The sequence below is a fragment of the Anaerovibrio sp. genome (assembly GCF_024697385.1).
Taxonomy (GTDB): domain Bacteria; phylum Bacillota; class Negativicutes; order Selenomonadales; family Selenomonadaceae; genus Anaerovibrio.
Genome location: NZ_JAILFV010000120.1, coordinates 1 through 25,149, shown reverse-complemented (window position 1 = coordinate 25,149; position 25,149 = coordinate 1). Strand labels below are relative to the sequence as shown.

Annotated in this window: 21 protein-coding genes; 20 read left to right on the top strand and 1 reads right to left on the bottom strand. The window is 44.5% G+C overall.

The window, feature by feature from the left end; all coding sequences use genetic code 11:
- Window positions 1-33 precede the first annotated feature (33 nt).
- From K6C05_RS06670 to K6C05_RS06630, 9 genes are read left to right on the top strand one after another with little or no spacing between them, the layout of a single operon-like run.
- Entirely contained in the window at window positions 34-1,047 is a 1,014-nt protein-coding gene (locus K6C05_RS06670) for a glycosyltransferase family 9 protein (RefSeq protein WP_296732795.1), read from the top strand.
- On the top strand, window positions 1,031-2,212 hold the full coding sequence (locus K6C05_RS06665; RefSeq protein WP_296732792.1) for a glycosyltransferase family 9 protein: 1,182 nt from the start codon (window positions 1,031-1,033) through the stop codon (window positions 2,210-2,212). The genes K6C05_RS06670 and K6C05_RS06665 overlap by 17 nt, the downstream gene beginning before the upstream one ends.
- Window positions 2,213-2,222: 10 nt before the next feature.
- Entirely contained in the window at window positions 2,223-3,233 is a 1,011-nt protein-coding gene (rfaE1, locus tag K6C05_RS06660) for a D-glycero-beta-D-manno-heptose-7-phosphate kinase (protein WP_296732790.1), read from the top strand.
- A complete protein-coding gene (gene rfaD, locus K6C05_RS06655) occupies window positions 3,230-4,231 on the top strand; it encodes an ADP-glyceromanno-heptose 6-epimerase (protein WP_296732787.1) in 1,002 nt (333 codons plus the stop codon). The genes rfaE1 and rfaD overlap by 4 nt, the downstream gene beginning before the upstream one ends.
- A 1-nt stretch (window position 4,232) precedes the next feature.
- Window positions 4,233-4,754, top strand: a complete 522-nt coding sequence (locus K6C05_RS06650; protein WP_296732784.1) for an HAD family hydrolase — start codon at window positions 4,233-4,235, stop codon at window positions 4,752-4,754.
- Entirely contained in the window at window positions 4,751-5,827 is a 1,077-nt protein-coding gene (locus K6C05_RS06645) for a glycosyltransferase family 4 protein (RefSeq protein WP_296732781.1), read from the top strand. Before K6C05_RS06650 ends, K6C05_RS06645 begins: the two co-directional genes overlap by 4 nt.
- Window positions 5,828-5,852: 25 nt before the next feature.
- Window positions 5,853-6,644 (top strand): glycosyltransferase family 2 protein, encoded by a 792-nt coding sequence (locus K6C05_RS06640; RefSeq protein WP_296732779.1) that lies wholly within the window; start codon window positions 5,853-5,855, stop codon window positions 6,642-6,644.
- Between the two features lie 7 nt (window positions 6,645-6,651).
- The gene (locus tag K6C05_RS06635; protein WP_296732776.1) at window positions 6,652-7,572 is read left to right on the top strand and encodes a VirK/YbjX family protein; all 921 of its coding nucleotides are present in this window, start codon (window positions 6,652-6,654) and stop codon (window positions 7,570-7,572) included.
- Between the two features lie 24 nt (window positions 7,573-7,596).
- Window positions 7,597-8,751, top strand: coding sequence for a hypothetical protein (locus K6C05_RS06630; RefSeq protein ID WP_296732774.1), 1,155 nt, complete (start codon window positions 7,597-7,599; stop codon window positions 8,749-8,751).
- Between the two features lie 204 nt (window positions 8,752-8,955).
- Here K6C05_RS06630 and K6C05_RS06625 read toward each other — a convergent pair whose 3' ends face one another.
- Window positions 8,956-11,217 carry an anaerobic ribonucleoside triphosphate reductase gene (locus K6C05_RS06625; protein WP_296732772.1) on the bottom strand — a complete coding sequence of 754 codons (2,262 nt, stop codon included), beginning with the start codon at window positions 11,215-11,217 and terminating at the stop codon, window positions 8,956-8,958.
- A gap of 294 nt (window positions 11,218-11,511) precedes the next feature.
- Between K6C05_RS06625 and pyk the strand changes: the two genes are divergently transcribed.
- The 11 genes from pyk (at window position 11,512) to K6C05_RS06570 (ending at window position 24,987) form a co-directional block, all read left to right on the top strand.
- On the top strand, window positions 11,512-12,930 hold the full coding sequence (gene pyk, locus K6C05_RS06620; protein ID WP_296732769.1) for a pyruvate kinase: 1,419 nt from the start codon (window positions 11,512-11,514) through the stop codon (window positions 12,928-12,930).
- A 207-nt stretch (window positions 12,931-13,137) separates the two neighbouring features.
- Window positions 13,138-13,347 carry a preprotein translocase subunit SecG gene (secG, locus tag K6C05_RS06615; RefSeq protein ID WP_296732890.1) on the top strand — a complete coding sequence of 70 codons (210 nt, stop codon included), beginning with the start codon at window positions 13,138-13,140 and terminating at the stop codon, window positions 13,345-13,347.
- Between the two features lie 81 nt (window positions 13,348-13,428).
- Complete coding sequence (locus K6C05_RS06610; protein ID WP_296732767.1) at window positions 13,429-14,172, top strand: alpha/beta fold hydrolase; 744 nt, start codon at window positions 13,429-13,431, stop codon at window positions 14,170-14,172.
- An 85-nt stretch (window positions 14,173-14,257) separates the two neighbouring features.
- The gene (rnr, locus tag K6C05_RS06605; protein WP_296732764.1) at window positions 14,258-16,588 is read left to right on the top strand and encodes a ribonuclease R; all 2,331 of its coding nucleotides are present in this window, start codon (window positions 14,258-14,260) and stop codon (window positions 16,586-16,588) included.
- 208 nt (window positions 16,589-16,796) lie between these two features.
- Entirely contained in the window at window positions 16,797-17,267 is a 471-nt protein-coding gene (smpB, locus tag K6C05_RS06600) for an SsrA-binding protein SmpB (RefSeq protein ID WP_296732761.1), read from the top strand.
- 19 nt (window positions 17,268-17,286) lie between these two features.
- Window positions 17,287-18,249 carry a 6-phosphofructokinase gene (gene pfkA, locus K6C05_RS06595; protein ID WP_296732759.1) on the top strand — a complete coding sequence of 321 codons (963 nt, stop codon included), beginning with the start codon at window positions 17,287-17,289 and terminating at the stop codon, window positions 18,247-18,249.
- Between the two features lie 339 nt (window positions 18,250-18,588).
- Window positions 18,589-20,292, top strand: coding sequence for a methyl-accepting chemotaxis protein (locus tag K6C05_RS06590; RefSeq protein WP_296732756.1), 1,704 nt, complete (start codon window positions 18,589-18,591; stop codon window positions 20,290-20,292).
- A gap of 179 nt (window positions 20,293-20,471) precedes the next feature.
- On the top strand, window positions 20,472-21,554 hold the full coding sequence (locus K6C05_RS06585) for a Gfo/Idh/MocA family oxidoreductase (protein ID WP_296732754.1): 1,083 nt from the start codon (window positions 20,472-20,474) through the stop codon (window positions 21,552-21,554).
- 285 nt (window positions 21,555-21,839) lie between these two features.
- Complete coding sequence (locus K6C05_RS06580) at window positions 21,840-22,214, top strand: desulfoferrodoxin family protein (RefSeq protein ID WP_296732887.1); 375 nt, start codon at window positions 21,840-21,842, stop codon at window positions 22,212-22,214.
- A gap of 76 nt (window positions 22,215-22,290) precedes the next feature.
- Entirely contained in the window at window positions 22,291-23,973 is a 1,683-nt protein-coding gene (locus K6C05_RS06575; RefSeq protein ID WP_296732752.1) for a phospho-sugar mutase, read from the top strand.
- 24 nt (window positions 23,974-23,997) lie between these two features.
- Entirely contained in the window at window positions 23,998-24,987 is a 990-nt protein-coding gene (locus K6C05_RS06570) for a type I phosphomannose isomerase catalytic subunit (RefSeq protein WP_296732750.1), read from the top strand.
- Window positions 24,988-25,149: the final 162 nt, after the last annotated feature.

Sequence of the window (25,149 nt, the reverse complement as noted above, 5' to 3'; positions counted from 1 at the left end):
GCCGGATTTATGCCTGTGTGAAGGAAAGTCTATATGAATTTAAAAGATTTTAAGCCAAAGAAAATAATTATTATAGATCTGGCCTTTATAGGTGATGTGATTTTGGCCACTCCTGTTACCAGAGCCGTACATGCCAAATGGCCTGATGCAGCAATCACAATGCTGACTGTACCACTTACCGCACAGGTTGCCCAGATGAATCCGTATGTTGATAAAACCATTGTTTATGACAAGCGAGGTAGGCATAAGGGGCTTTGGGGCATGTGGCAGATGGCAGGTGAACTGCGAAAGCATAATTACGATTTGGCGATATGTATGAATTTTGCCGTTAGGGGTGCCGTAGTTGCCAGACTGGCAGGAATTCCATATCGTTTGGGATATGATGCCCAGCATGGTGGGTTGTTTTTAACATGGGCGATGAGTCATATCCGTCATGGGATAAAACATGAAACCTTGAATCACCTGGAGGTGTTGGAGCCCATTGGGCTTTCTGCAGAGGATACATCCCTGGAGCTGGAGCCTCCAATGGAGGCAGTAAATATGATGCATAGCAGGATGCGCCAGATGGGAATAGTCCCGGGGAAATATTATGTAGTGTGTCCCTTTGGCAGCTATGAGCGAAAGAACATGCCTCTTTCCACTGCAGCGCAATTGATTCGGGAATTAAACAGCCAACTGCCTGTCTACCTGATAGGTGGTCAGGGGGAGAAAACGGGCCTGTTGGGCTATGCCAAGGCTGGGAAAATAGATGAGGGGCATGTATTTGCCGGAACCTTGAATTTACAGGAGTTGGCAGTATTTTTGAGCGAAGCGGCGGGCATGGTTTCTGTAGATACTGGTCCGATGCACATGGCCCAGGCAGTAAACTGCCCTACTGTAGCCATGTTTGGGCCAACAGATCCCAAGGTATGGGGGCCACAGAATAACAACAGCTGTTATCTCTATACCGGGGAACCATGCTCTCCTTGCTGGGGCAAGGGAGAATGCCAGGATAATATATGTATGAAAAAAATAAAAGCGAAGGACCTTTATGAGCGATTACAATAATATTTTGGTTATAAATTTAATGCATATTGGTGACCTGATGCTGGTGACACCCGTATTGCGTACCCTGCGGGCCAATTACCCAAAGGCACGGCTTACTCTTTTGGCCGATAAGAAGCTGTCTGACCTGGTGATGCACAACAAGTGGTTGGATGAGTGCCTGTTACTGGATAAAAAAGGGGCAGACAATACTCTGTTGGCCCTGGCTAGGTTTATTGGAAATATACGACGCAAAAGATATGATCTTGTGATTAACCTGCATAGAAATGAACGGGCTTCGGCAATTGCGGCCTTTAGCGGAGCCAAGCGAATTGTAGGCTACAGCAAGCCCGGATTTTCCCTGTTTTTTTCAAAGGTAATGCAAAATCCATCTGTGGCCCATCATATTGGACATGGTCCCTTTAACTTATTCCCCCCCCGCAAATATGTACCGGGGTGGAAGCATCAGGTCCATGCCCATCTTGAGGTGTTAAAAGAGTGCCTGGGGATTGAAAAAATAGATGATGGTGGCCTGGAAATGTGGATTCCGGAGGAAATCACCGCCAAGGCTGATAAACTCTGGCAGGACAGTTTTCCGAAAGACATAAAGGTTGTTGCCTTTAATATTGGGGCCAGCTGGCAAACAAAGAGGTGGCTGGACAGCTATTTTGCCCAATGCGCAGATGAGCTGCTGGAAAAGGATTACGGAATAGCTTTTTTTGGTGGGCCGATGGACCAGGAGCTGGTGGAAAAATGTATAAGTCAGATGAAGCATAAGGACAGTCCGTTGATCAGGATTTTTACAGGAAAGCTATCCCTGGGAGAGCTGGGGGCCATGCTGAAAAAATGTGCTTTGTTTTTGACGACTGATTCTGGCCCGATGCATGTAGGAGTATCCCAGGGGGTACCTGTGGTCACTATGTTCGGGGCATCGCCTATACCAGGGTTTTATCCCTATGATGCCAAAGCTGTTCTGCTCAAGAGTCCTGAGCCATGCCATCCCTGTGGGATACATAAGTGCCCATGGAAAGGTGAACGGAATCTGGCATGTATGAAGAATATAACGGTGGAAGCCGTAATGCAATATGTATGGGAACTGCTGGATAAATATGGCAATCTGGCAGGTAATGTACCCCGTGAATATGGTAAATATAAATGTCGGGTTATTGATTTGACGGCAAGAGAGTAAGGAGGATATCATGACCGCAAAAAAGGATAGGCTAAAAGAATTTGTTACTACTGGCATGTCAAAGGTGCATGTTCTTGTGGTAGGTGATGTGATGCTGGATAAGTATTATTATGGAGAGGTTACCAGAATATCACCGGAAGCACCGGTTCCGATTACCAGGGTTGTCGATACCAAGGATACAATGGGTGGTGCAGCCAATGTAGCACATAATTTGGCCTTGTTGGGCTGCAAAACATCTATTGCCGGTTTTGTGGGTAACGATTATCACTGTCAGACACTTATTGACAAGTTTATATCCCGTGGTATTGATTATAAGGGAATAATTTATCGTGAGGAGCCTACTACCACAAAATTGAGGGTAATTGGCGGGCATCAGCAGATGCTCAGGCTGGATTTCGAGGATGTGGAGCCTGTTAAGGCACTGTATGCCAACCGCTTGGTGAATTATGTTGAGCAAACGCTGGAAAGTGGCATTGATGCAGTGGTTTTATCTGATTATGGCAAGGGAGCATGTACAGAGGATGTATGCAGCAGCATAATTGAAATGTGCAATGATTCTGAGGTGCCGGTATTTGTTGATCCTAAGGGGTGGGATTGGAATAAATACATGAACGCTGATTATATTACCCCTAATGTAAAGGAAATAAATATGATTCTTGAGAAACCAATCAAGAATCGGGATGAAGCTATTCATCAGGCTGCCAATTACATTATGAGCAAATTCAAGATCAAAAATGTTCTGGCAACCCGTTCGGAATGTGGTATGTCAATGGTTACACCTTCTGAGGTTATACATATACCGACCAAATCCCAGGAGGTCTTTGATGTATCCGGTGCCGGAGATACAGTCATTGCTGTGTTTGCCCTGGGGATTGCCGGTGGCCTTACCCCAAGAGAAGCAGCTTATCTTTCCAATCTGGCTGCCAGTGTTGTTGTAGCCAAATTGGGGACATATGCAGTGAGCCGTGAAGAATTGGAAGGCGTATTATTGGAACAGATGAAAGGTGGCAACAAGGAATGATTATTGTGACCGGAGGTGCCGGTTTTATTGGCAGTAACATTGTAAAGGAATTAAACCGTCAGGGCCGTAGTGATATATTGATAGTTGATGACCTTAACAACCGCAAGGAAGAAAATCAGGCGTACAGAAATCTCCGTGGCCTTCAGTTCATTGACTACATGTATAAGGACGATTTTCTTTCGGCAATACAGACCAATGAATTTGATGGAACAGATGTGGATGTGGTCTTCCATGAGGGCGCATGCTCAGACACCATGGAATATGATGTTAATTACATGATGAAGGCCAATTACGAGTATTCAAAGGCTGTACTTCATTTCTGCATGGAACACAGAATTCCTTTCCTTTATGCATCCTCTGCTTCGACCTATGGTGCCGGTGAAAATGGCTTTCGTGAGGGAGACGCCTGTGAGGATGCCCTGAACCCTTATGCCTATTCAAAGCTTTTGTTTGACCGGTATGTACGGCAGGTAATGTCAGATACCCAGAGCCAGATTGTTGGCCTCAAATATTTTAATGTATATGGTCCTCAGGAGCATCATAAGGGGAATATGGCCTCTATTTTCTATCAGCTATACCATCAGATAAAGGATACCGGTGTATGCCGCTTATTCGAAGGATATGGCAGCTTCAGTGATGGTTCTCCGGTGCCTGATGGTGGGCAAAAGAGAGATTTTGTTTATGTAAAGGATGTTGTCAAGGTTAATCTCTGGTTCTGGAAGAACCATGGGCCAAGTGGGATATATAACTGTGGAACAGGTACAGCTCATACCTACAATGAGGTCGCTGATTCTGTTATCAAAGCTTTGGGCAAGGGCCGAATTGAATACCGTGATTTCCCGGAGGTGCTTAAGGGGAAATATCAGAATTACACCCAGGCTGATACCTCAAAGCTGTTGGAAGCAGGCTATGATGAAGGCTTCTATGATATGTATGATGCCGTAAAGGAATACTGTGATTTCCTTGATGAAGGCGGATATTTTAAATACGGTAAATAATATGAACAAAGCCATTTTTTTTGACAGGGATGGGACATTGAATGTGGAGGTTAATTATCTTCACAAAAAAGAGGAATTTATTTGGACTGATGGAGCTGTAGAAGCTATAAAATATTGTAACGATAATGGCTACCTGGCAATTGTTGTCACCAATCAAAGTGGTGTGGCCAGGGGTTATTATCCAGAGTCAGCCATTATGGAGCTCTATTCCTGGATGAATAGCCAATTGGCGGAGGCAGGTGCCCATTTGGATGGCATATATTATTGCCCACATTATCCTCAGGGGATTATTCCTAAATATGCAGTGGAGTGCGATTGCCGTAAACCAAAGCCAGGTATGCTTATACAGGCTGCCAGGGAGCAGAATATTGACCTGGCGGCATCTTATCTTATTGGTGATGGAGCCAGGGATGTGGAATGTGCCAAAGCTGCAGGAGTTTATGGAATAAGATATACCGGGGGCAATCTGTATGAGTCTCTTATTGCCGGAATAATGCAGAATCAAAGAAACGGGGCCAGATGATGAAGTTTGTTCAGATAGCACATGCAATTACCAAGGATGATGCCGCAAGCCGGCAGCTGATCAATATGGATACCATGCTCCGTGAGATGGGGCACGAGACAGCCATGTATGCCCATAAGGTGGATGAGCGCCTGGCGGGGCAGGTAAAGCATATGGATGATTTTGAAGCCACAAAGGATGATATAGTAATATATCACATGACTACGGGGACTTCATTCAATGATTGGGTATCCGCATATCCTCACAAAATAGTCCTGTTTTATCATAATATAACGCCTGCCAAATTCTTTTTTGGCAATGCCTGGGGATCTTGGTGGAAGTGCATTAAGGGGCGTCGGCAGCTGAAAAAAATTGCTGACAACTGTTTTTTTGCCTGGGGGGCCTCGGAGTATTCAAGACAGGAGCTGTCTGCCCTGGGGCTGGAACATACCAGTGAAATGTCCATTATAGTGGAGCCGGACAAATACACTCAGTATCAACCAGTCAAGGAAATGATTGAGAAATACAAGGATGATACCACTACCATACTGATGGTTGGCCGGGGAGTGCCACACAAAAAACTGGATGAAGCCATAGCAGCCATTAACTGGTACAAGACCAATATTTCTGTAAATGTACGGCTGGTGCTGGCGGGAAATATCAAGCCAAGCTATGGCGCCAAGCTGAAAAAGCTGGTGAAGAAATTCCGGTTGGCTGACAATGTTATTTTTACGGGACAGATATCCAATGAGGAGCTATGTACCTGGTTCAGAATAACTGATGCTGTACTGTCTCTCAGTGAGCATGAAGGCTTTTGTGTACCACTGGTGGAAGGCATGATTTTTGATAAGCCGGTGTTTGCTTATGCCTGTTCAGCAGTGCCTGAAACCTTGGGAAAAGCCGGAATCCTTTTGGAGGATAAATCTCCTGAAAATATTGCCAAGACCATATACGGCGTATTACATGATGAAGCTCGGCTTGCCGGCCTGGCAAAGGGACGTACTCAGCGGCTTCGGGAACTTTCCTACAACTGTATTATGGAGCAGTTTAAACGGGATATAGCTGAAATTATTGAACTAAAAAAGTCTTTTTAAGCAGATAAGGATGTGGATTCTGTAAATGGCCAAGCTGACGGCATTGATTTTAGCGAAAAATGAGGAAAAAAATATTGGTGATTGCATTAAAAGTGTGTTATTTGCTGATGAAATCCTGGTGATAGATGATTTCAGCACAGATGCTACTGTAAAAATTGCTGAGAATCTGGGCGCAAGGGTTGTTCAGCATGCTATGGATGGCAATTGGGGACAGCAAAAGACCTTTGGCATCCAAGAGGCAAATAATCCCTGGATATACCTTTTGGATGCTGATGAGAGGGTGACAGAGCCATTAAGGGATGAAATCCTGAAGGCCGTGGAAAAGGATGAAAAAATAGTCTATTATAATTCAAGACTGAATCATTTCTGCGGCAGTGTGGTTAGGCACAGCGGATGGTTTCCGGATTATGGCATTCATCTTGTGCCAAAGGAAGGTACCTATGTCACAGGCTATGTACATGAGGAGATTCATTATAAATATCCTGTTAAAAGATTTCCCCGTCAGGCATATTTGCTGCATTATACCTATGTGTCATGGGAACAGTATCTGCGCAAGCTGAACACCTATACCACCCTGGGGGCCAGGAAAAAATATGATGCCGGTAAAAGGGCGGGAATTTTGGATATAATTTTTCATCCAATTTTTGGCATGTTTAAGATATTTTTTATTCAACGGGCTTTTTTGGATGGACTAACAGGCTTTTTTTTGACCATAGCCCACGGTGTTAATGTTTTTATGAAGTATTCCAAGCTGTATTATCTTGGCAAGGGGATAGGATTGCCGGAGGATGACAGGAAGGCAGAGGAAAAGAGTTGATTGAGTGATGGGTGAGGTTAAATTGCAGAGCTACCGGTCTTTGGGACAGCAGATTTATGATATCAGAAAAACCAGAGAAGCACGCAGATACTATGTATTTTTATTGCGTTCAATTTTCAACAGGGGGCGGCTGAACAGCCTGCAAAGGCATTTTACCAGTACGCCGTTGCTCACAGAGATACAGAAACTGTATCCTTTTGTTTACGAGCAGCCTACCAGGGCTTTTTTTTATAATAAATCCACTTTTGATGAGCGGGCTGAAATAGTCAAACAGCATATGAATTACATGGTCAAGGTATTAAAGCCTGAAGTGGTTTTGGATATTTATCGGGAAAAGAATATACCTTTGTGGGAAGGTATGGATATAGATGGAAAAAGATTTTGGGCATGTATCTATTATGAACCGGGACAGCGCAAGGAAGGAATTTTATCTGTGATGCTGCGATTGGATGAGGAACCGCTTTATCAGATTATTTTTTGGATCGCTCCGGATAAGGCTGGGGACTGGTCGATGTGGATTGGAGCCATGCAAGGTCCTAATATGGATGATGCCAAGGAAGTTATCAAGAAAATTACCAAAAGCTGTCACAGCTATCGCACTAAAAACCTCATACTTTATATTGCCCAGGCAGTAGCCAGGGAATTGGGGCTAAAGCGCATATATGCCGTGACTAATTATGGCTATTACGCCAATAATCATGTGCGTGTGGACAGAAAGCTGAAGACATCCTTCAGTGATTTTTGGACCGAAGCGGGTGGGGCTTCCACAGATGATAAGAGATTTGATGTGCTTCCACTGGTGGAGAAAAGAAAATCCATGGAAGAGGTTCCCACCAGAAAACGGGCAGTGTACAGAAGGCGATTTGCGTTATTGGATGAGATTGATAATGCGATAAAGGATGTCTTTGCTGATTTTCGCAACAGATGACAGGATAATGTTAGGAGTTGGCTAATGCGAATATTGTTTGTTTGTTCAACAGAGTTTCAGATATTGAATGCCTTAAACATAAAAATGCATTTATTGCCTCAGGATAAGGCGGATATTGTATTGCAAAGGTCAGGCTTTCAGGCCTTGGCCAATAGACTAAAAAAAATTGGTATGTTTGAGAATATTTGTGTGGCCAAGGATTGGGTAGTGGATGTTCATGAATATATCCGCATTGTACGCGCCGGTGGACATACCAAAACCAGTTTTTTACAGGCCATAGGCAATACTTTTTTTGTGCTATACAGGGACCTTATGGGCAAACTGCGTGGCCCGGAGTATAGACTGGGTAAGCTGCTGCATGATTATGAAAAAATTCGTGGAGTGCATTATGATAAGGTGCTGATGCAAAGCGGGAATGCTATTGTAAGTAATTTTTATGAGTCTCTACATGGAGTGGCAAAGATGGCAATCCTTGATGAAGGTGTAGGCTCATATTATGATAATACCATATGCCATGGTGATACCAAGGCGAATGAGGCATATTTATATGATCCTGAGGTTGTTGTCTATGACAAGGACGGGATTGATTTTGTTAAAATACCGCGATTATCATCTGCAGGTGAAGAATTCCTCAGTATTGCCAACAGGATTTTTGATTTTGACCCACAGCATCAGGTTATAAAGGGCAAAAAGGTGTTTTTCGATATTGGTGGTGAGCTGATGCCATCATATATGCAAAATGCAAAAGGCCTGAAAAGAATGATACTGGCTAATTCCATAAAAAAGCATATGGAAGATCATAATATATACATGAGTCAGATAGCCGCATTTAAAAAAATTGCCGGCACAGAAAAGGTATTTATAAAATATCACCCCCGCACGCCTGACAGCATGCTGAAGGAGTATGATGAGTCCGTTTTTCAGTCTATTGAGCCCAGAAAAATTCCCTGGGAGTTGTATGCCTGTAATAATGATATTGAAGACTGTGTGTTTATTTCCATTGCGTCCAGCTCAGTATGCCTGTCACCACTGACTATTGGCGATGGTAATAAATGTGTTTTGATACGCAAATGTCTCGATATGAAAATTTCACCGCAAATGGAAAAGCTATTGGACAATTTACATCAAAAGTACAGTAATTGTTTCTTTTTACCGGATTCGTTGGATTCCTTATTGTAATATGCGATTCTGGTAATTTATGGAGGAAGTAAATAAATAGATTAAAGGTTTTGTTGTTGGTAATATTTGTAATTATGATTTTTTACCTGTTTTCAGCTGTGGATTTGGATGAGCAATGGAAGGTACAAAGTAAAAAACTACCGTCATGATACATTGATAACAGATGTTTCATGACGGTAATTTTTTTTGACAGCTTATGTCAGTTTAGGAGCGTATTCTTTTCACTACTTTTCGTCCGGTGATTATTTCCTTGCGCTTGCAGTGAGGGCATTCATTTTCAATAATGCCGGTATAGCCACAGACAGGATCCCGGTCCACCGGATGATTGATGGAAAAATAACCCATATTGGCGTCGTGCATGGCCCTAACCAGTGTTTCAAAGGCCTTTACATTTTTCGATGGGTCACCGTTCATTTCCACATAGGCAATGTGCCCGGCATTGCACAGCTCGTGATATGGTGCCTCAATGCGTATTTTATCAAGAGCCATAATGTCATAATATACCGGCACATGGGAGCTGTTGGTCATATAATCACGGTCGGTAACACCAGGGATTATACCAAATTTTTCACGGTTGGCCCGCTGGAACTGTCCCGCTGTAGATTCAGCAGGAGTACCGAAGGTAGTCCAGTTCATGCTTTCTTCCTTAGAGTACTTGTCTGTCTGTTTGCGGATATGTCCGACAATCTCCAGACCAAGTTTCTGGGCCTCTTCACTTTCCCCATGATGCTCACCTATCAATGCTACCAGGCATTCAGCCAGACCACAGAAACCAATGGAGTAAGAAGCGTGTTTCAGTACATCTGCAATGGAATCAGATGGACGGAGCTTATCACTATCCATCCATATGCCCTGTCCCATAAGGAATGGGTAATTATATACATGCTTATGCTTAATGGTCTGCAAACGGAAAAGAAGATAATCATGGCTTACCTGAATATATTTATCCAGGAGACACCAAAATTTGTCCATGTTGCCGTTGGCCTCAAGCGCCAGCTTTGGCAGATTGATGGTGGTGAAGGAGAAATTGCCGCGGCTTCCTACCTCGCTTGGTCCATTGACATTGCTTATGGTTCGGGTACGGCATCCCATGGTGGCGATTACACTGTTGTAATTGCCAGGTTTGTAGTATTGAAGATTGTATGGAGCGTCAACATTTACAAAATTTGGGAACAGGCGCTTGGCACTCACCTTGCAGGCCTGTTGGAAAAGATCGTAGTTCGGATCTCCCGGATTGTAATTTACGCCTGCTTTCAGCTGGAAAACAGAGATTGGGAATATGGCTGTCTCACCATTTCCCAGACCGCTCCAGATGGCATTCATTACTTCCCGCATTGCCAGACGCCCTTCAGGAGATGTATCCATTCCGTAATTGATCGAGCTGAATGGTACCTGAGCTCCTGCCCGGCTATGGAGGGTGTTGAAATTATGAATCAATGCTTCCATGGCCTGATGGGTTTCCTCGGTGGTATCATCGCAGGCCAGTTTGTATATATTCCGGGCATCAACTGTCAGATCAGGAGTTTTTTCCAATATAGACGGAGGCAAAATTTTATTCAGGGCCTCAGAAATGGCCCTTACATCTGCATCATGGGCAATTGGTTCCTGGTCAGTAAATCGGCATTTAGCAAAATCCATGGCCTCAGTGAATAATTGACGGAAGGCCTTTGCCGAAAGAAAGTCATCAGAGCCAAAACGATAAATGCAGGCTTTATAGGCTTCATCAGCAAGAGCTTTCCTAAATGTTTTGGTGACGCCCTCTGCCATGGCATAATCAAATGCATTGATGGATTGGCCACCGAACATGTCATTCTGGTTGGATTGTATGGCTATGCAGGCCAGTGAGGCATAAGCCCTTATAGAATTAGGTTCCCTGAGGAACCCATGCCCGGTGGAAAAACCTCCATGGAAAAGCTTCAGCAGATCAATCTGACAACAGTTAAGGGTAATCAGCGAAAAATCCTTGTCGTGAATATGAATGTAGTTTTCCCTGTCTGCCTTGGCGAATTCCTCCGGCAGCATATAGTTATCCACGAAATGCTTGGCGCCTTCAGCACCCAGCTTAAGCATAATGCCCATGGATGCATCGGTGTTGATGTTTGCATTATCGCGTTTCATGTCAGAATCAACAGCATCGGCGAAGAAAATATCCCTATAGCTGTTCATAAGGTGCTTTTGCGCTTCACGACGGGTGGTGTGTTTTTGGCGATACATTATATAGCGCTTTGCTACCTCGTAGAAATTCTGCTCCATCAGAGTCTTTTCTACAATATCCTGAATATCCTCCACATTAATGTTTTCCCAATTGGCAATTGCTTCTTCTACCTGATCGGTAACATTGCGGATTTCCCTTTGGGTCATGGAATCGTTTACAGCCTTGCTGGCACCGGCAATAGCGTTATAGATTTTCTCAGAATCGTAATCCACAACGACACCGGAGCGCTTGATTACATGCTTGAGCTTCATTGCTTTCTAACATCTCCTTATCAGTGCTATATATACGACCGGTATCCGGTGGAACAATATGTATCCCAACGGATAAGTCCAAGTTGATTACAAATTATGACTTTTTTTGAAAAAGCCATAAAAATAATTACCTTATTAGAATACATCATTTTATCTAACATAACAATTCTTGATTTTTTCTCATCTTTATGGTAGACAATAGATGTAGAATGGAGTAAAATAATTTGATTATAAATATTATGCTGTTTCGCAAATGTTAATTATAAATGGAATTTATGGGAGAGTGATTGAGCAATGTTTAAAAAGACTAAGATTGTATGTACCATGGGACCGACTACTGACAAGCCAGGAGTAATAGAAGAGCTGATGAAGAATGGCATGAACTGTGCCAGATTTAATTTTTCCCACGGTGACCATGCAGAGCAGCAGGGGCGTATCGAGAGGGTGCGGGAGGCAGCCCTGCATACAGATATGATTATCCCGCTTCTGTTGGATACCAAAGGCCCTGAAATGCGTCTCGGTGAGTTCAAGGACGGTAAGGTGCAACTGGAGAAGGGCAATGAATTTGTGCTTACCAATTCGGACACTCCGGGAGATGAGCACGGTGCTCCAATAAGCTACAAGAAGTTATATGAAGAGGTTAAGCCTGGAGATACCATCCTGTTATCCGATGGACTTGTTGGCCTTGAGGTCAAGAAAATCAAAGGTAAGGATATCGTCACTACCATTTTGAACAGCGGACCGATGAGTACCCGCAAGCGGGTGGCTGTACCGGGCGTGGCTGTGGGACTCCCTCCTATTTCTGAGCAGGATGAAAAGGATATTATTTTTGGAATAGAGCACGATATGGATTTTGTGGCAGCATCCTTCATTCAGCGCGCCAGTGATATCAAGGCTATCCGCAAGCTGATCAAAAGCCGCAAGGGGCACATGGATATCATTGCCAAGATTGAAAATCTCGAAGGTGTAAAAAACATTGATTCTATAATTGAAGCGGCTGATGGGGTGATGGTAGCCCGCGGTGACCTGGGTGTGGAAATTCCTGCCGAGGATGTGCCGGTGATACAGAAGGAGATTATCAAAAAATGTAATCGTGCCGGCAAGCTGGTTATTGTTGCCACCCAGATGCTGGAGTCGATGACCAGCAATCCGCGTCCTACCAGGGCCGAGGTTTCTGATGTAGGTAACGCGGTATATGATGGAACCGATGCAATTATGCTCAGTGGTGAAACCGCCAACGGTGCCTATCCGGTGGAAGCTGTAAAAACCATGAATAAGATTGCCTGCCGTATAGAAGAATCCATAGATTATAAAAATCGTTTTGCCAATAAGGGCGTAGAGCATAAAAAGAGCATCACAGATGCAGTGGCTCATTCCACTGTACAGCTGGCCTATGAGTTGGATGCCACGGCCATCATCACTCCTACTGAAACCGGCTTTACCACAAAAATGGTTTCCAAATATCGTCCACAGGCTACAATAATAGCCTATGCCTCCACCTCCAAGGTGGCCAGACAGTTAAATCTCCTGTGGGGTGTTCAGCTTGTAAGCGGACGAATCTGGGATGATGAGCCTGACAGAGCCGGAGCATCAATTGCAGCAGCACTGCGTGCCGGTTATGTTGAGCAGGGCGATATTGCAGTGGTCACCTCCGGAATTAACATGAGCAAGGGGAATAATACCAATAAGATCCAGATAAGAACCATTGATTGATTACATAATGATGGGCAGGGAATTGTTCATTGTGGAAAGAAACCGTAAGACCTGATATTTCAGTAGGTACGGTTCGCTGGTATCCCCCAATACCCAGGCTTTAGCCATGGGGTGTATGTCAAATTCCTTGTATTTTATTGGATTTTATGATATGATATTATCTACTTTGAAATGTGATAGGAGGTCCGTAAAGTGCTTACGGTTTTAATGGTTATAGACGCGTTGGTTGCTATTGTGCTGATTGGTTCAGTATTGGCGCAGTCACCAAAGTCTGCCGGTATGGGCTTGGGCGGCGGCAGTGATACCGTATTCAGCAGCAGTGCTCGTGGTATGGATGCATTGTTGGCACGCGTTACCGTGGTATTTGCAATACTTTTTGCAATCGTTACCCTGGTTATTGCAAAAATGACTATGTAATTTTAAAATTAAGGCGTTCTCTATCCTCTGATCAGTTTAAGGTAGTGAGCGCCTTTTTTTATTAGCAGGAGGAATTTGTGAATGATAATCCGTGGAGGGGAACCTTTTTTTATGAAGGGAGGAGACCATGGGATACTTTTGATACATGGTTTTACAGGGGTACCGGCGGAGATGCTGTTGTTGGGTAAATATCTCAATTCTTGTGGATATACAGTACTTTGTGTCAGGTTGGCCGGACATGGAACTACGCCTATGGATATGTCACATATGACAAGTGATGACTGGTATTCATCAGTTTGTGATGGATATGCGCTGCTTTCAGGATGCTGCAGCAAGATATCAGTGGTGGGGCAGTCCATGGGAGGATTGCTGGGTCTTATTTTGTCTGCAAACGAGCAGGTGGCATGCTGCTGTTCACTGGCAGCACCAATATATATTCATGAAGATAAGCAGCTTTATCGCTTACCGGCAAAGGAACTGTGTCAGGATAAGTTCTGGCCTAAAAAAAAGAGAATTCATCAAGATGTGCCGGAGGCATGCAATGCATCTTATGGTGAATATCCAATGATGTCAATTCATGAGCTGCTCAAGCTGATTGAATTGGGGAAAAGTGAATTGCCCCGCATCAAGTGTCCTTTGCTGGTGGTCCAGAGCCATAATGATCATACCGTTCGCGACAGAAGTGCCCAATATATATATGAACGGTCCGGAAGCTATGATAAGGAACTGGTTTGGCTGGAGGAATCAGGGCATCTTGTTTCAATTGGCTGTGATCGGGACAAGGTTTTTGATACTGTGGCAGAATTCATTAAGAAACATAGTTGATGGCATAGGGAGCAAAAAACTGCCGGGAAAGCTCCGGCCAGATTCAGATAGGAAGTTCCGGACACCCGGAGAAAGATAATGATTTATGAGAACACGAAAAATACAAAAAAAGAAAATTATAAAAAAAATAAAAGATACAAAGCCGGCAATTAAAGCTGAAAAAGTTGACCAACAAGAACCGGTTACAGGTGTTATTTCTGTATCCAGCCGTGGCTTTGGGTTCGTAACACCTGAAGGGGCACAGAAAAATGAAGAGGATATATTTGTTCTGAAAAACAACCTAAATACGGCAATGCATGGTGATAAAGTACAGGTACGGCTGTTTTCCCGTCAGGCAGTTTCCGGGGGCAGAGCCAGGGAAGGGGAAGTCTGCAGCATTTTGGAGCGGGCAAACAGCAAAATTGTAGGTATATTTTCTGCCAGTCGCAGCTTCGGTTTTGTGACGCCGGATGACAGCAGAATCAAGGAGGATGTGTATATCCCTTCCGACCGGTTTATGGGAGCCAGGACAGGTGATAAGGTGGTTGTGGAAATTACCCAATGGCCTGAAAAAGCCTTGAAGGCTGAGGGACAGGTCATTGAAGTCCTGGGCCGGGCAGGTGCTCCGGGAGTGGATATTTTGTCCATTATGCGGCAGTATGACCTGCAGGAAGAATTCCCCGAGGGTGTTCAACAGGCAGCCAACAGCGTTGAGCAATCGATAAATGCTGATGAGCATATAGGCATAAATGGGCGTGCAGACAGGAGAGACTTGAAAATCGTCACCATAGACGGTGAGGACGCCAAGGACCTGGATGATGGTGTATATGTTGAAAAGCGTCCTGATGGCGGATTCTTCCTGGGAGTTTATATAGCTGATGTCAGCTGGTATGTGCGTGAAAATGAACCTCTGGATATTGAGGCAAGAGCCAGGGGGACCAGCGTCTATTTGGTAGACAGGGTTATACCTATGCTGCCAAGGGAATTATCAAATGGCATATGCAGTCTAAATGCGGGAGTTGACCGTTTGGCAATGGCCTGTGAAATGGAAATAAGCCCGGGTGGTAAGGTCTCTGCCTATAAAATTCTTCCGGTGGTTATTCATGTATATCGGAGACTTACTTACACCCTGGTGAACAAAATACTGGTGGAAAGGGATAAGGATTTTTGTCGTGACAATGAGGATATCCTGCCGTTGTTGTACAATTTGGAAGAAGTAAGAAATGCCATGTATCGGTATCGTCATAGTCGGGGAGCAATCAATTTTGAGATTCCTGAGATCAAGGTCAAGCTTGATGAAAATGGCAAAGCGGTGGGCCTGAAAAAAAGGGTAAGCAATCTGGGTGAATCCATTGTGGAGCAGTGCATGCTGGCTGCCAATGAAACAGTCGCAGAGCATATGTGTCGTCGTAAGCAGCCATTTATGTACCGTATCCATGAACAACCAACTCCTGCAAAGATTGAATCATTAAATGCACTGATGAATACCTTTGGGCTTCATGTGCGTACTTCAGCTGAAGGTAATGTAAAGCCGAAGGATATACAGATCGCGCTGGAAAAGGTATCAGGCCGGCCGGAGGAACGGATAATAAGTACCGTAGCGCTGCGTTCCATGCAGCAGGCCAGGTATGAAGCTGCCAATATGGGTCATTTTGGCCTGGCAGCGGAGTATTATACACATTTTACTTCACCTATAAGGAGATATCCGGATCTCATTGTTCACAGGCTGCTTAGGGAGAGCTTTGCTACCAGGTCCATACCCCGTGACCGCAGGGAAGAACTGCTGATAAAGCTGCCTGAAATGGCAGAGCATGCTTCACAAAGGGAACGGGTTGCTGTTGCTGCCGAACGGGATACCACCGATTTGAAAAAGGTGGAGTATATGGCACAGTTTGTTGGGGAGTCCTTTAATGGAGTAATCAGCAGTGTAACCGGATTTGGTTTCTTTGTGGAGTTGGATAACTGTGTGGAAGGGCTGGTTCATATGACCACCCTGAGGGACGATTATTACGATTATGTGGAATCACAATTTGCCCTGGTTGGGACTCATCATCATCGCCGGTATCAGCTGGGGGATGATGTTGAGGTTATTCTCGTTCGTGCCAGTGTTCAGGAAAAGGCATTGGATTTTGTAGTCAAGGATAATTGCGATCCAAGGGCGTTAAATATGCAGCTGTCTACTGAGAACGGTGATAAAAAAGGAAAAAAATCTGCAAAAGCTGTTAAAGTACATGGTCAGGCCGGAAAGAAGCCGGGCAGGAAGAAATCTGTTACAGGGAAGGCATCTGTTGCCAAAAATAGCAGCGATGCCAAAAAAAACAAAAACGGTAAAGCTCCTGCAAAAAAAACAAAATCCAATAAAAAGAACAAGCATGACCATAAGTCTGCCAAAGGAAAAAAAGGTAAGGGTAAGCAGTCAATAATTGCCGAGATATAACTCGGTGTAAGATGTCCCCTTCCTCTACAGGTGGGGGGGACGATCCTTAACAGGTGGTGAGCATATATCCCACCTCGTTGCGACACGAAGTTAGTCCCTTTAGGGGAAACGCTAATTGGGAGATTTTTCTTTTTAAAAGAAAAATTTGAACAATGGCGTTATAAACAGGCAGTTGACTGATTTTTCACAGAAAGGTTAGATTGGCTAAATGGGAAGAAAAAATGAAGGGAAAAAGGTGGTTTGTGAAAATCGCAAGGCGCGACATGATTATTTTATTCATGACACCTTTGAAGCCGGGCTGGTACTTCAGGGAACAGAGGTCAAATCCCTGCGAGAAGGCAAGGCTAACTTGAAGGATAGCTATGGTGAGATAAAAAATGGTGAGATATTCATTGTGAATATGCACATCAGCCCCTATGACCATGGTAACATCTTTAACCACGATGAACGCAGGCCCCGTAAGCTTCTTATGCATAAGGCGGAAATAATTAAATTATTTAGTAAGACCAAAGAAAAGGGTTTTACCATAGTTCCGTTGAAAATATACTTTGTTAGTGGTAAAGCTAAAATAGAAATTGCCCTGGCCAGTGGTAAACATAATTATGATAAGCGTCAGGATCTAAAGGAAAAAGCTGTAAGGCGTGATGTAGAGCGTGCTCTGCGGGATCGCCGGCAGTAGTATAAGGGGAGGCGTCTCGATGGTAAAGAACATAGCAGTATTAACAAGTGGTAATGATTGCCCGGGAATGAATGCCTGCCTGAGGGCAGTAGTTCGTACAGCGGTACATAATGGGCTTCGCATCTGGGGTATTCATAACGGTTATAAAGGTCTTTTGGCTGATGAGATGGAAGAGCTTAATACCCGCAGTGTAGGTGATATGATCCAGAGAGGTGGTACCTTCCTGGGTATTGCCAGAAGTGAGGAGTTTTTTGAAAAGGAAGGCCGTCAAAAGGGCTATGAAAATTTGAAAAACCGCGGTATTGATGGACTTATTGTCATAGGTGGCAGCGGAAGCATCAAGGGTGCTGCAGCATTAAGCCAGGAATTTGATTTACCGGTTATAGGCATTCCTGGGACCATTGAAAATGATGTTTGGGGGACAGATTATACTATTGGGTCAGATACTGCAGCCAATACGGTGGTAGATGCCATCAACAAGCTTAGGGATACAGCCAGTGCCCATAGGCGCATTATCCTCATTGAGGTTATGGGTAAAACCTCAGGCTGGCTGGCAATGACTGCGGGTATAGCCGGTGGTGCCGAATATGTACTTGTACCTGAGACCAAATTCAATATTGAACAGATTTGTGACGAAATCAGGGAGGATTATGCTGCCGGCAAGCGGTACAGCCTTTTGGTCGTATCTGATGGAGCTGCATCGGCTACCGAGCTTGGGAAGATGGTTCAGGAAAAAACTGAAATCGATACCAGAGTATCTGTGTTGGGCCATATCCAAAGAGGTGGTTCTCCTACAGTGCAGGACCGTATTAACGCCAGCCTTCTTGGGGAAAAGGCAGTCCTTGCCATGAAGGAGGGCAAGCGTGATATTGTTGTGGGCTTTGATACAGGTGTGGTTGTTGAAATTCCTATTAATGAGGCTACCAACAACAGGAAAACTTTGGATACTGAGTTTATCAGACTTTCCAAGGTATTGGCTTAGATGGAAATCAATCAGGTCGTTTTTCGTGGATGCTACAGTTTTCATTTGAGTCCCAGAAAAAAATTCTGACAGAAATAAAATGCTTATTTTTTACTCTATGGGTGAGAAATAAGCATTTTTCAGCAGTGATGGTTGTGGGAGAAGGGATTGGAGACCTTTGGAATGAGGTCCGGCTGGAATGCAAATATGTATTCTTGCCGTGCTCACAGATAAGGTTATGTGTCATATTGATCATAGGCTGCGTCTCGAGTGGTTCATATTTGGGATTTATTGCCTAAGGCAAAAATATAACAGTAGCGTTATAATGGGGATGATTATTTTAAGTGGGGGGCAGTGTGTGTGAGCAATTTGAAAGTGACCTTTAAGATTTTGATTTTGGTGGTAATCAGTGCAATTGGTATGCTGTTTGTAGGCTATAGGGGATATTATTCCATAGACAATGCAGCGCAGGAGCTGAATTTTCTGTATGAAAGGGAGCTCCAGTGTGTAAACCTGCTGGGTGAGGCCACGGAGACCATGAGGACCATTCAGGTGCGTTCAATGCAGGCTATTGCAGATCCAAGCAGGGCGGATGAGGTACTGAGCACCCAGGCTAAGGACATCCAGAATTTTGATGAGGCATTGACAGCCTATTCGGAAAAAATCAAGGATAAGCCTGAAAGCGTAGCAAAATTAGAAGAAGTAAAAAAGAGCTGGGGCAAGTTCAAGGTTTCCCTCCCGGCTGTAATAAAGGCCGTAAAGGCAGGTGGCTCTCAGGCCGGTACTGATGAGTACAACAGGGCAGGTAAGCATGATACTGTTGTGCTTCGCGATCAGCTGAAGGCTCTTTGTAATGATGCCATAGAGGAAGCGGCAGCTGTTAATGAGGCCAATAAGGAAGCCAGCAGTTCGGCTATCCGGGTTATGCTGATAAGCAGCCTGGCCTGTCTGATATTGTTACTGGTAGTAAGCTATGTTATTGTCAAAGCTATCAAGGAGCCTTTGTCAGACATGATAGCTACATGCTACAAGCTGAAAAGCGGTGATTTTGTTTTATCCAAGTATATATCCCAGCGTGGTGATGAGTTTGGTGATGTTCAAAGAGCCTTGGCAGACATGTCCAAGTCAGTGAACGGATTCCTGAAGGAAGTCTCCAACAGTGCCGAGCAGATTGCTGCTGCATCTGAAGAGTTGACAGCAAGCTCCATGCAGTCTGCAGATGCATCTGTTTCAGTAGCTCAGTCCGTTACCGGGGCAGCTGATATAGTTGCCGGACAGCAGCATGCTGTTGATAAGGGTAATGAAGAAGTAGGGAGGATTCGTGAATCCGTAAGTGATATTAGTCGTGAAGCTGCAGAAGTTGCAGATAATTCCCGTCAGGCTGCCACCAGGGCTACAGCCGGAACTGATGAGGTGAATCTTTCTGTTCAGCAGATTCATACTCTGCGGGAAAGTTCTCAGTATACATCAGAGCTGGTGGACAAGCTGGGGGCTCGTTCCCAGGAAATTGGTGCAATTGTTGATACCATTTCGGATTTGGCAGGGCAGACTAATCTGCTGGCCCTTAATGCCGCTATTGAGGCTGCCAGAGCCGGTGAACAGGGGCGTGGCTTTGCAGTGGTAGCCGAAGAGGTAAGGAAGCTGGCTGAGCAGTCAGGGGCTGCAGCCCAGCAGATTGCCCAGCTTATCAGTGGTATTCAGAATGATACCGGCAGGGCTGTAGAGGCCATGGCCAAAGGAAATGATGCGGTTATGGAAGGCGCCAAGTCAGTTGAAGGTCTCAGCAAGGTATTTGAGGAAATTGCCGCATTGGTCAATCAGGTGTCAGATAATGTCAACCATATGAGCAAGTCCGTTAAGGAGGTTGCCGGTCAGGCAGAAGGCGTTTCCAAGGATATGGAAGAAATCGATCATGGAGCCCAGAAGGTTGCGGATGAGATGCAGTCTGTATCTGCAGCAACAGAGGAGCAGTCTGCTTCTGCCGAAGAAATTGCATCAGCATCTGATGCTTTGGCTAAACTGGCTCAGGATGTTCAGTCCGTATTGAAAAAGTTCAAGTTCTGATTTAACGATATAGGATAACGAAAGCTGTGAATTGAGTATGGGAAGTCCCTATGATATTCACAGCTTTTTGTTTCCGTTATGATTTCAATAATGGTGTTGTAATATTGCAGTGACAATTGAGTTTATTAACCGTGAAATGTATAATCATATTAAGTATTATACGCAAGGAGGGTAATATTATGAGGTATGCGTTAATTGGGTGCGGGAGGGTTGCTGTAAATCATGTTATTGCAGCCAGGAACAACAGGCTTGATTTTGTGGCAATGTGTGACAAGGTGCCGGAAGCCATGGACAATCTGATGATAAAAAGGGGCTTTGATGAGGAAACTACTGTAAAGAAATATACTGATTACAAGGAAATGATTGACAAGGAGAAGCCGGAGCTTGTTTCCATAGCAACAGAAATATGCAGTCATGCAGAGATAGCCTTGTATTGCATTGATCGGGGAATTAATGTAATCATTGAAAAGCCGATGACCATGAGTGTCAGTGATGCCCAGAAAATAATCGATTTGGCGGAGGAAAGAGGCGTAAAGGTAGCCGCATGCCATCAGAACAGATTCAATATTGCAGTGCAGAAGCTGCGTCAGGCCGTGGATGAGCATCGATTTGGGAAAATATCCCATGGTTCTGTTAATGTGCGCTGGAGCCGTGGAAAAAATTATTATAATCAGGCTTCATGGCGGGGCACCTGGGCACAGGAGGGGGGAGCTCTCCTTAATCAGTGCATTCATGGGATAGACCTTCTGTGTTGGATGATGGATGAGGACATTGTGGAGGTTTATGGACAGACACGCCAGCAGCTTCATGATTATCTGGAAATCGAGGATGTGGGCATGGCAGTGGTAAGCTTTGGTAACGGAGCAATCGGTACTATAGAAGGGACTACCAATGTTTATCCGGAAAATCTGGAGGAGAGCCTGTATATTTTTGGTGAAAAGGGGACTGTAAAATTAGGTGGCAAATCAGCCAACACCATAGATATATGGCATTTTGCCGATGTCAGGGAAGCTGATGAAGATATTCATGGTTTGCAGGAGCCTGCCAGCAATGTATACGGTAATGGCCACACAAGATTATTTGCAGATATGATAGATGCCATACAGAACGACCGTAAGCCTTATGTGGATGCCGTGGCCGGGAAGAAAGCAGTAGAGGTCGTGCTGGCTATTTATAAGTCAGCTGCAGAGGGGAAGCCTGTGAGGCTGCCTCTGGGGGATTGTGCGGCTACAGATTTTGCCGACAGTTTTGTGAAAAAATAAAAATAACGGTGTTGGTTCCTGATATTAAAGGATAATATAGCCAGAAGCCCAATAGCCCCTTTTATTTTTTGCAGGTATATTATATAATTCTTTATAACGAGCTTTAAGATGTCCCCTTCCTCTTTAGGTGGGGGAAAACAAACTACAACAGCTGGCGAGCATATCTCTCAGCTCGTTGAAACGCTAATTGGAAGATTTTTCTTCTGTGAAGAAGAATAGGACAGAGGCGTTCTAAAATATCCGTTTTGAGTGATTTTGTTGATATGTGTGTATTGATGGGAGTGTATCGAAATGAGATTTTTTAAGTGTGATCTTTGTGGCAACATTATTTCGGTTCTTAAGGATGGTGGCGGACCTTTGTCCTGCTGCGGACAGGGGATGACTGAGCTGATCCCCGGCACTTCTGATGGTGCACAGGAAAAGCATGTTCCTGTGGCCAGCGTGGAAGGCGATGTGGTGACTGTTAAGGTAGGAAGTGCAGAGCATCCTATGACTGACGCTCACTATATTGAGTGGATCTGCATTGAGACAGATAAGGGCTGCCAGTTGAGACAGTTGACGCCTGCTGATGCTCCAAAGGCTGTGTTTAAGCTTTCAGAGGGCGAAAGCCTTAAGGCTACTTATGCTTATTGCAATCTACATGGATTATGGGAAGCATGAGCTGAGTATAGATTTTGAATAACCATGAGCTGCAGATTTCATCAGGGATTTGCAGCTTAATTTTTGTGAGGGCAGTATGGATAATAATTTGATGGACAGATACAGTATGTGGCACAACAGGACAGGGCTTGACGAAACCCTGAGGGATGAATTGGATAATATGTCGGAAAAGGATATAGAGGACGCATTTTATCGTGACCTGGCCTTTGGAACAGGCGGGCTGAGGGGGATTATAGGAGCCGGAACAAATCGTATGAATATATATACGGTAGGCAGAGCTTCCCAGGGCCTTGCAGATTATCTAAAGAAAAATTTTTCATCCCCGGCGGTAGTTATTGGCTATGACAGTCGTATCAATTCAAGGCTGTTTGCCCAGAGAGCAGCCACTGTATTTTCTGCCAATGGGGTCCGGGTATACCTGTGGAAACAGCTTATGCCGGTACCAACTGTATCCTTTGCAACGCGTAAGCTGGGAACCTCTGCCGGAGTGATGATAACTGCCAGTCATAATCCTGCCCGATACAATGGATATAAGGTATACGGCGAGGATGGCTGCCAGATTACCACTGATGCAGCTACGAAAATACTTGCTGAAATAAATAAGCTTGATATTTTTGACGATGTCAAAAATGAATCCTTTGATAGTGGCATGACCTCCGGGAATATCACTTATATTGATGATGATGTGTACACTGCCTACATCGAAGAAGTAAAAAAACAATCCGTACTGGGAAACTGTAAAATTGATAAGAATGTTGATATTTGCTATACTCCGTTAAATGGTACCGGGTTAAAACCTGTGGTCCGTGCCCTTAGGGAAGGTGGCTATACAAATGTAACGGTGGTAAAGGAGCAGGCTGAGCCTGATGGTCAATTCCCTACCTGCCCATATCCTAATCCGGAAATAAAAGAAGCGATGGCCATAGGCATTGAATGTGCACGACAGAGTAATGCCGAGCTGTTATTGGCCACTGACCCTGATTGTGACCGTGTAGGTATTGCAGTAAGGAACCGTCAGGGAGAGTATGTGCTGCTGTCCGGCAATGAGACGGGGCTGTTGCTTTTTGATTATATATGTTCCCGCAGACAGGCCAATGGCACCATGCCTGAAGCGCCGATTATGATAAAAACCATAGTGACCATGGATCTGGGGGAGCGGATTGCAGAACATTATGGCGTAAAAGTAAAGAATGTCCTTACAGGTTTTAAATTTATCGGTGAACAGATTGGCCTGCTGGAAAAAGCGGGCAAGGCAGACAGTTACATTTTCGGGTTTGAGGAAAGCTATGGATATTTGACCGGTTCCTATGTACGGGATAAGGATGGGGTAAATGCCTCTTATATGATTTGTGAGATGTTTGCATATTATAAAAGTCTGGGAGTTAATCTGCTGGACAAGCTGAATGAAATATATGACGAATACGGTTACTGCCTGAATACCTTACATTCCTTTGAATTTGACGGGGCATCAGGATTTAATAGGATGCAGTCGATAATGGAAGAATTTCATGGCGGAGTAAAAAGTATTGGGCCTAAGAGGGTCGTAACTACCCTTGATTATTCTAAAGGATTAGAGGGCCTGCCCAAATCAGATGTGCTGAAATTTATGCTTGAGGATAACTGCTCTGTAGTAGTACGACCTTCCGGTACCGAACCAAAGCTTAAGGCATACATAAGCGTATCTGCAGCGACCAGGAAGCTGGCTGAACAGGTGGAAAAGGATATTGCCGGAGAGCTGAAGAAGTATTTCATGGCATGACAGGGGCTAAAGGAAGTGAAGGACTTGAAACAGAACAGACCATTTTTGCTGCGCCCCACCGGTAAGGATTATATCTGGGGAGGAAGCAGATTAAATGATGATTTTGCCAAGAATATAGATATGATGCCGCTGGCAGAAACCTGGGAGTGCTCTACTCATCCTGACGGGCCCAGCTATGCAGCCGGAGGTGAGTTCACTGGACTCAGTCTCAAGGAAATTTTAAGCAGACACCCGGAATATTTGGGAACACATCCCCAAAGCAAAGGGGAATTACCTATACTGATAAAATTTATCGATGCAAAAAAAGACCTTTCGGTGCAGGTTCATCCGGATGATGAATATGCCAGGGAATATGAAAATGGGCAGCTGGGAAAAACAGAGATGTGGTATGTGTTGGATGCAAGACCGGATGCCAAGCTGGTATATGGTCTGCAGCATGATGCCAGTAAAGAGCTTATCAGGCATAGCATAGCTACAGGGGCTCTGGAAAAATATCTGCAGAGGATACCGGTACAGCCGGATGATGTTTTCTATGTGGAGGCCGGCAGGATACACGCTATTGGTGCCGGTGTGCTGGTAGCTGAGATTCAGGAAAGTTCAAATCTCACCTACAGGCTTTATGACTATGACCGTGTTGATAAACAGGGAAATAAAAGGGAGCTTCATATAGATAAGGCATTGGAGGTGGCTGATCTCCACGGCTCCAATTGTCCGAAACAACCAATACGGTACATAAAATACCAGCCAGGATGTGCTACTGAGCTTTTATGTCGCTGCAAATATTTTGAGGTTTATCGTATGCTGGTCAACACGGAGCGGATCCGGCAGCTGGTGGAATACAGGGCTGATGAGGTGTCCTTTAGAGTGTTGCTGTGTACCAACGGCTGTGGAAGTATCTTTATGGAGGATGGTCAGGTGCTTAGGGTGTTCAGGGGGGATTGTGTTTTTTTTCCTGCTGATTCGGAGCCTGTCAAAATCCACGGGCGGATACAATTTCTCGATGTACGGGGTTAATGAATATTTAGGCTTTCTGTTACTTATAACGAGCTTTAAGATGTCCCCTTCCTCTTTAGGTGGGGGAAAACAAACTACAACAGCTGGCGAGCATATCTCCCAGCTCGTTGAAACGCTAATTGGAAGATTTTTCTTCTAAAGAAGAAAAATTTGAACAATGGC

What these genes read in the sequence shown, in the direction of transcription:
- K6C05_RS06670 (WP_296732795.1), top strand. Translation starts at nt 34, where the DNA reads ATGAATTTAAAAGATTTTAAGCCAAAGAAAATAATTATTATAGATCTG.
- K6C05_RS06665 (WP_296732792.1), top strand. Translation starts at nt 1,031, where the DNA reads ATGAGCGATTACAATAATATTTTGGTTATAAATTTAATGCATATTGGT.
- rfaE1 (WP_296732790.1), top strand. Translation starts at nt 2,223, where the DNA reads ATGACCGCAAAAAAGGATAGGCTAAAAGAATTTGTTACTACTGGCATG.
- rfaD (WP_296732787.1), top strand. Translation starts at nt 3,230, where the DNA reads ATGATTATTGTGACCGGAGGTGCCGGTTTTATTGGCAGTAACATTGTA.
- K6C05_RS06650 (WP_296732784.1), top strand. Translation starts at nt 4,233, where the DNA reads ATGAACAAAGCCATTTTTTTTGACAGGGATGGGACATTGAATGTGGAG.
- K6C05_RS06645 (WP_296732781.1), top strand. Translation starts at nt 4,751, where the DNA reads ATGATGAAGTTTGTTCAGATAGCACATGCAATTACCAAGGATGATGCC.
- K6C05_RS06640 (WP_296732779.1), top strand. Translation starts at nt 5,853, where the DNA reads ATGGCCAAGCTGACGGCATTGATTTTAGCGAAAAATGAGGAAAAAAAT.
- K6C05_RS06635 (WP_296732776.1), top strand. Translation starts at nt 6,652, where the DNA reads ATGGGTGAGGTTAAATTGCAGAGCTACCGGTCTTTGGGACAGCAGATT.
- K6C05_RS06630 (WP_296732774.1), top strand. Translation starts at nt 7,597, where the DNA reads ATGCGAATATTGTTTGTTTGTTCAACAGAGTTTCAGATATTGAATGCC.
- K6C05_RS06625 (WP_296732772.1), bottom strand. Translation starts at nt 11,217, where the DNA reads ATGAAGCTCAAGCATGTAATCAAGCGCTCCGGTGTCGTTGTGGATTAC.
- pyk (WP_296732769.1), top strand. Translation starts at nt 11,512, where the DNA reads ATGTTTAAAAAGACTAAGATTGTATGTACCATGGGACCGACTACTGAC.
- secG (WP_296732890.1), top strand. Translation starts at nt 13,138, where the DNA reads ATGGTTATAGACGCGTTGGTTGCTATTGTGCTGATTGGTTCAGTATTG.
- K6C05_RS06610 (WP_296732767.1), top strand. Translation starts at nt 13,429, where the DNA reads ATGATAATCCGTGGAGGGGAACCTTTTTTTATGAAGGGAGGAGACCAT.
- rnr (WP_296732764.1), top strand. Translation starts at nt 14,258, where the DNA reads ATGAGAACACGAAAAATACAAAAAAAGAAAATTATAAAAAAAATAAAA.
- smpB (WP_296732761.1), top strand. Translation starts at nt 16,797, where the DNA reads ATGGGAAGAAAAAATGAAGGGAAAAAGGTGGTTTGTGAAAATCGCAAG.
- pfkA (WP_296732759.1), top strand. Translation starts at nt 17,287, where the DNA reads ATGGTAAAGAACATAGCAGTATTAACAAGTGGTAATGATTGCCCGGGA.
- K6C05_RS06585 (WP_296732754.1), top strand. Translation starts at nt 20,472, where the DNA reads ATGAGGTATGCGTTAATTGGGTGCGGGAGGGTTGCTGTAAATCATGTT.
- K6C05_RS06575 (WP_296732752.1), top strand. Translation starts at nt 22,291, where the DNA reads ATGGATAATAATTTGATGGACAGATACAGTATGTGGCACAACAGGACA.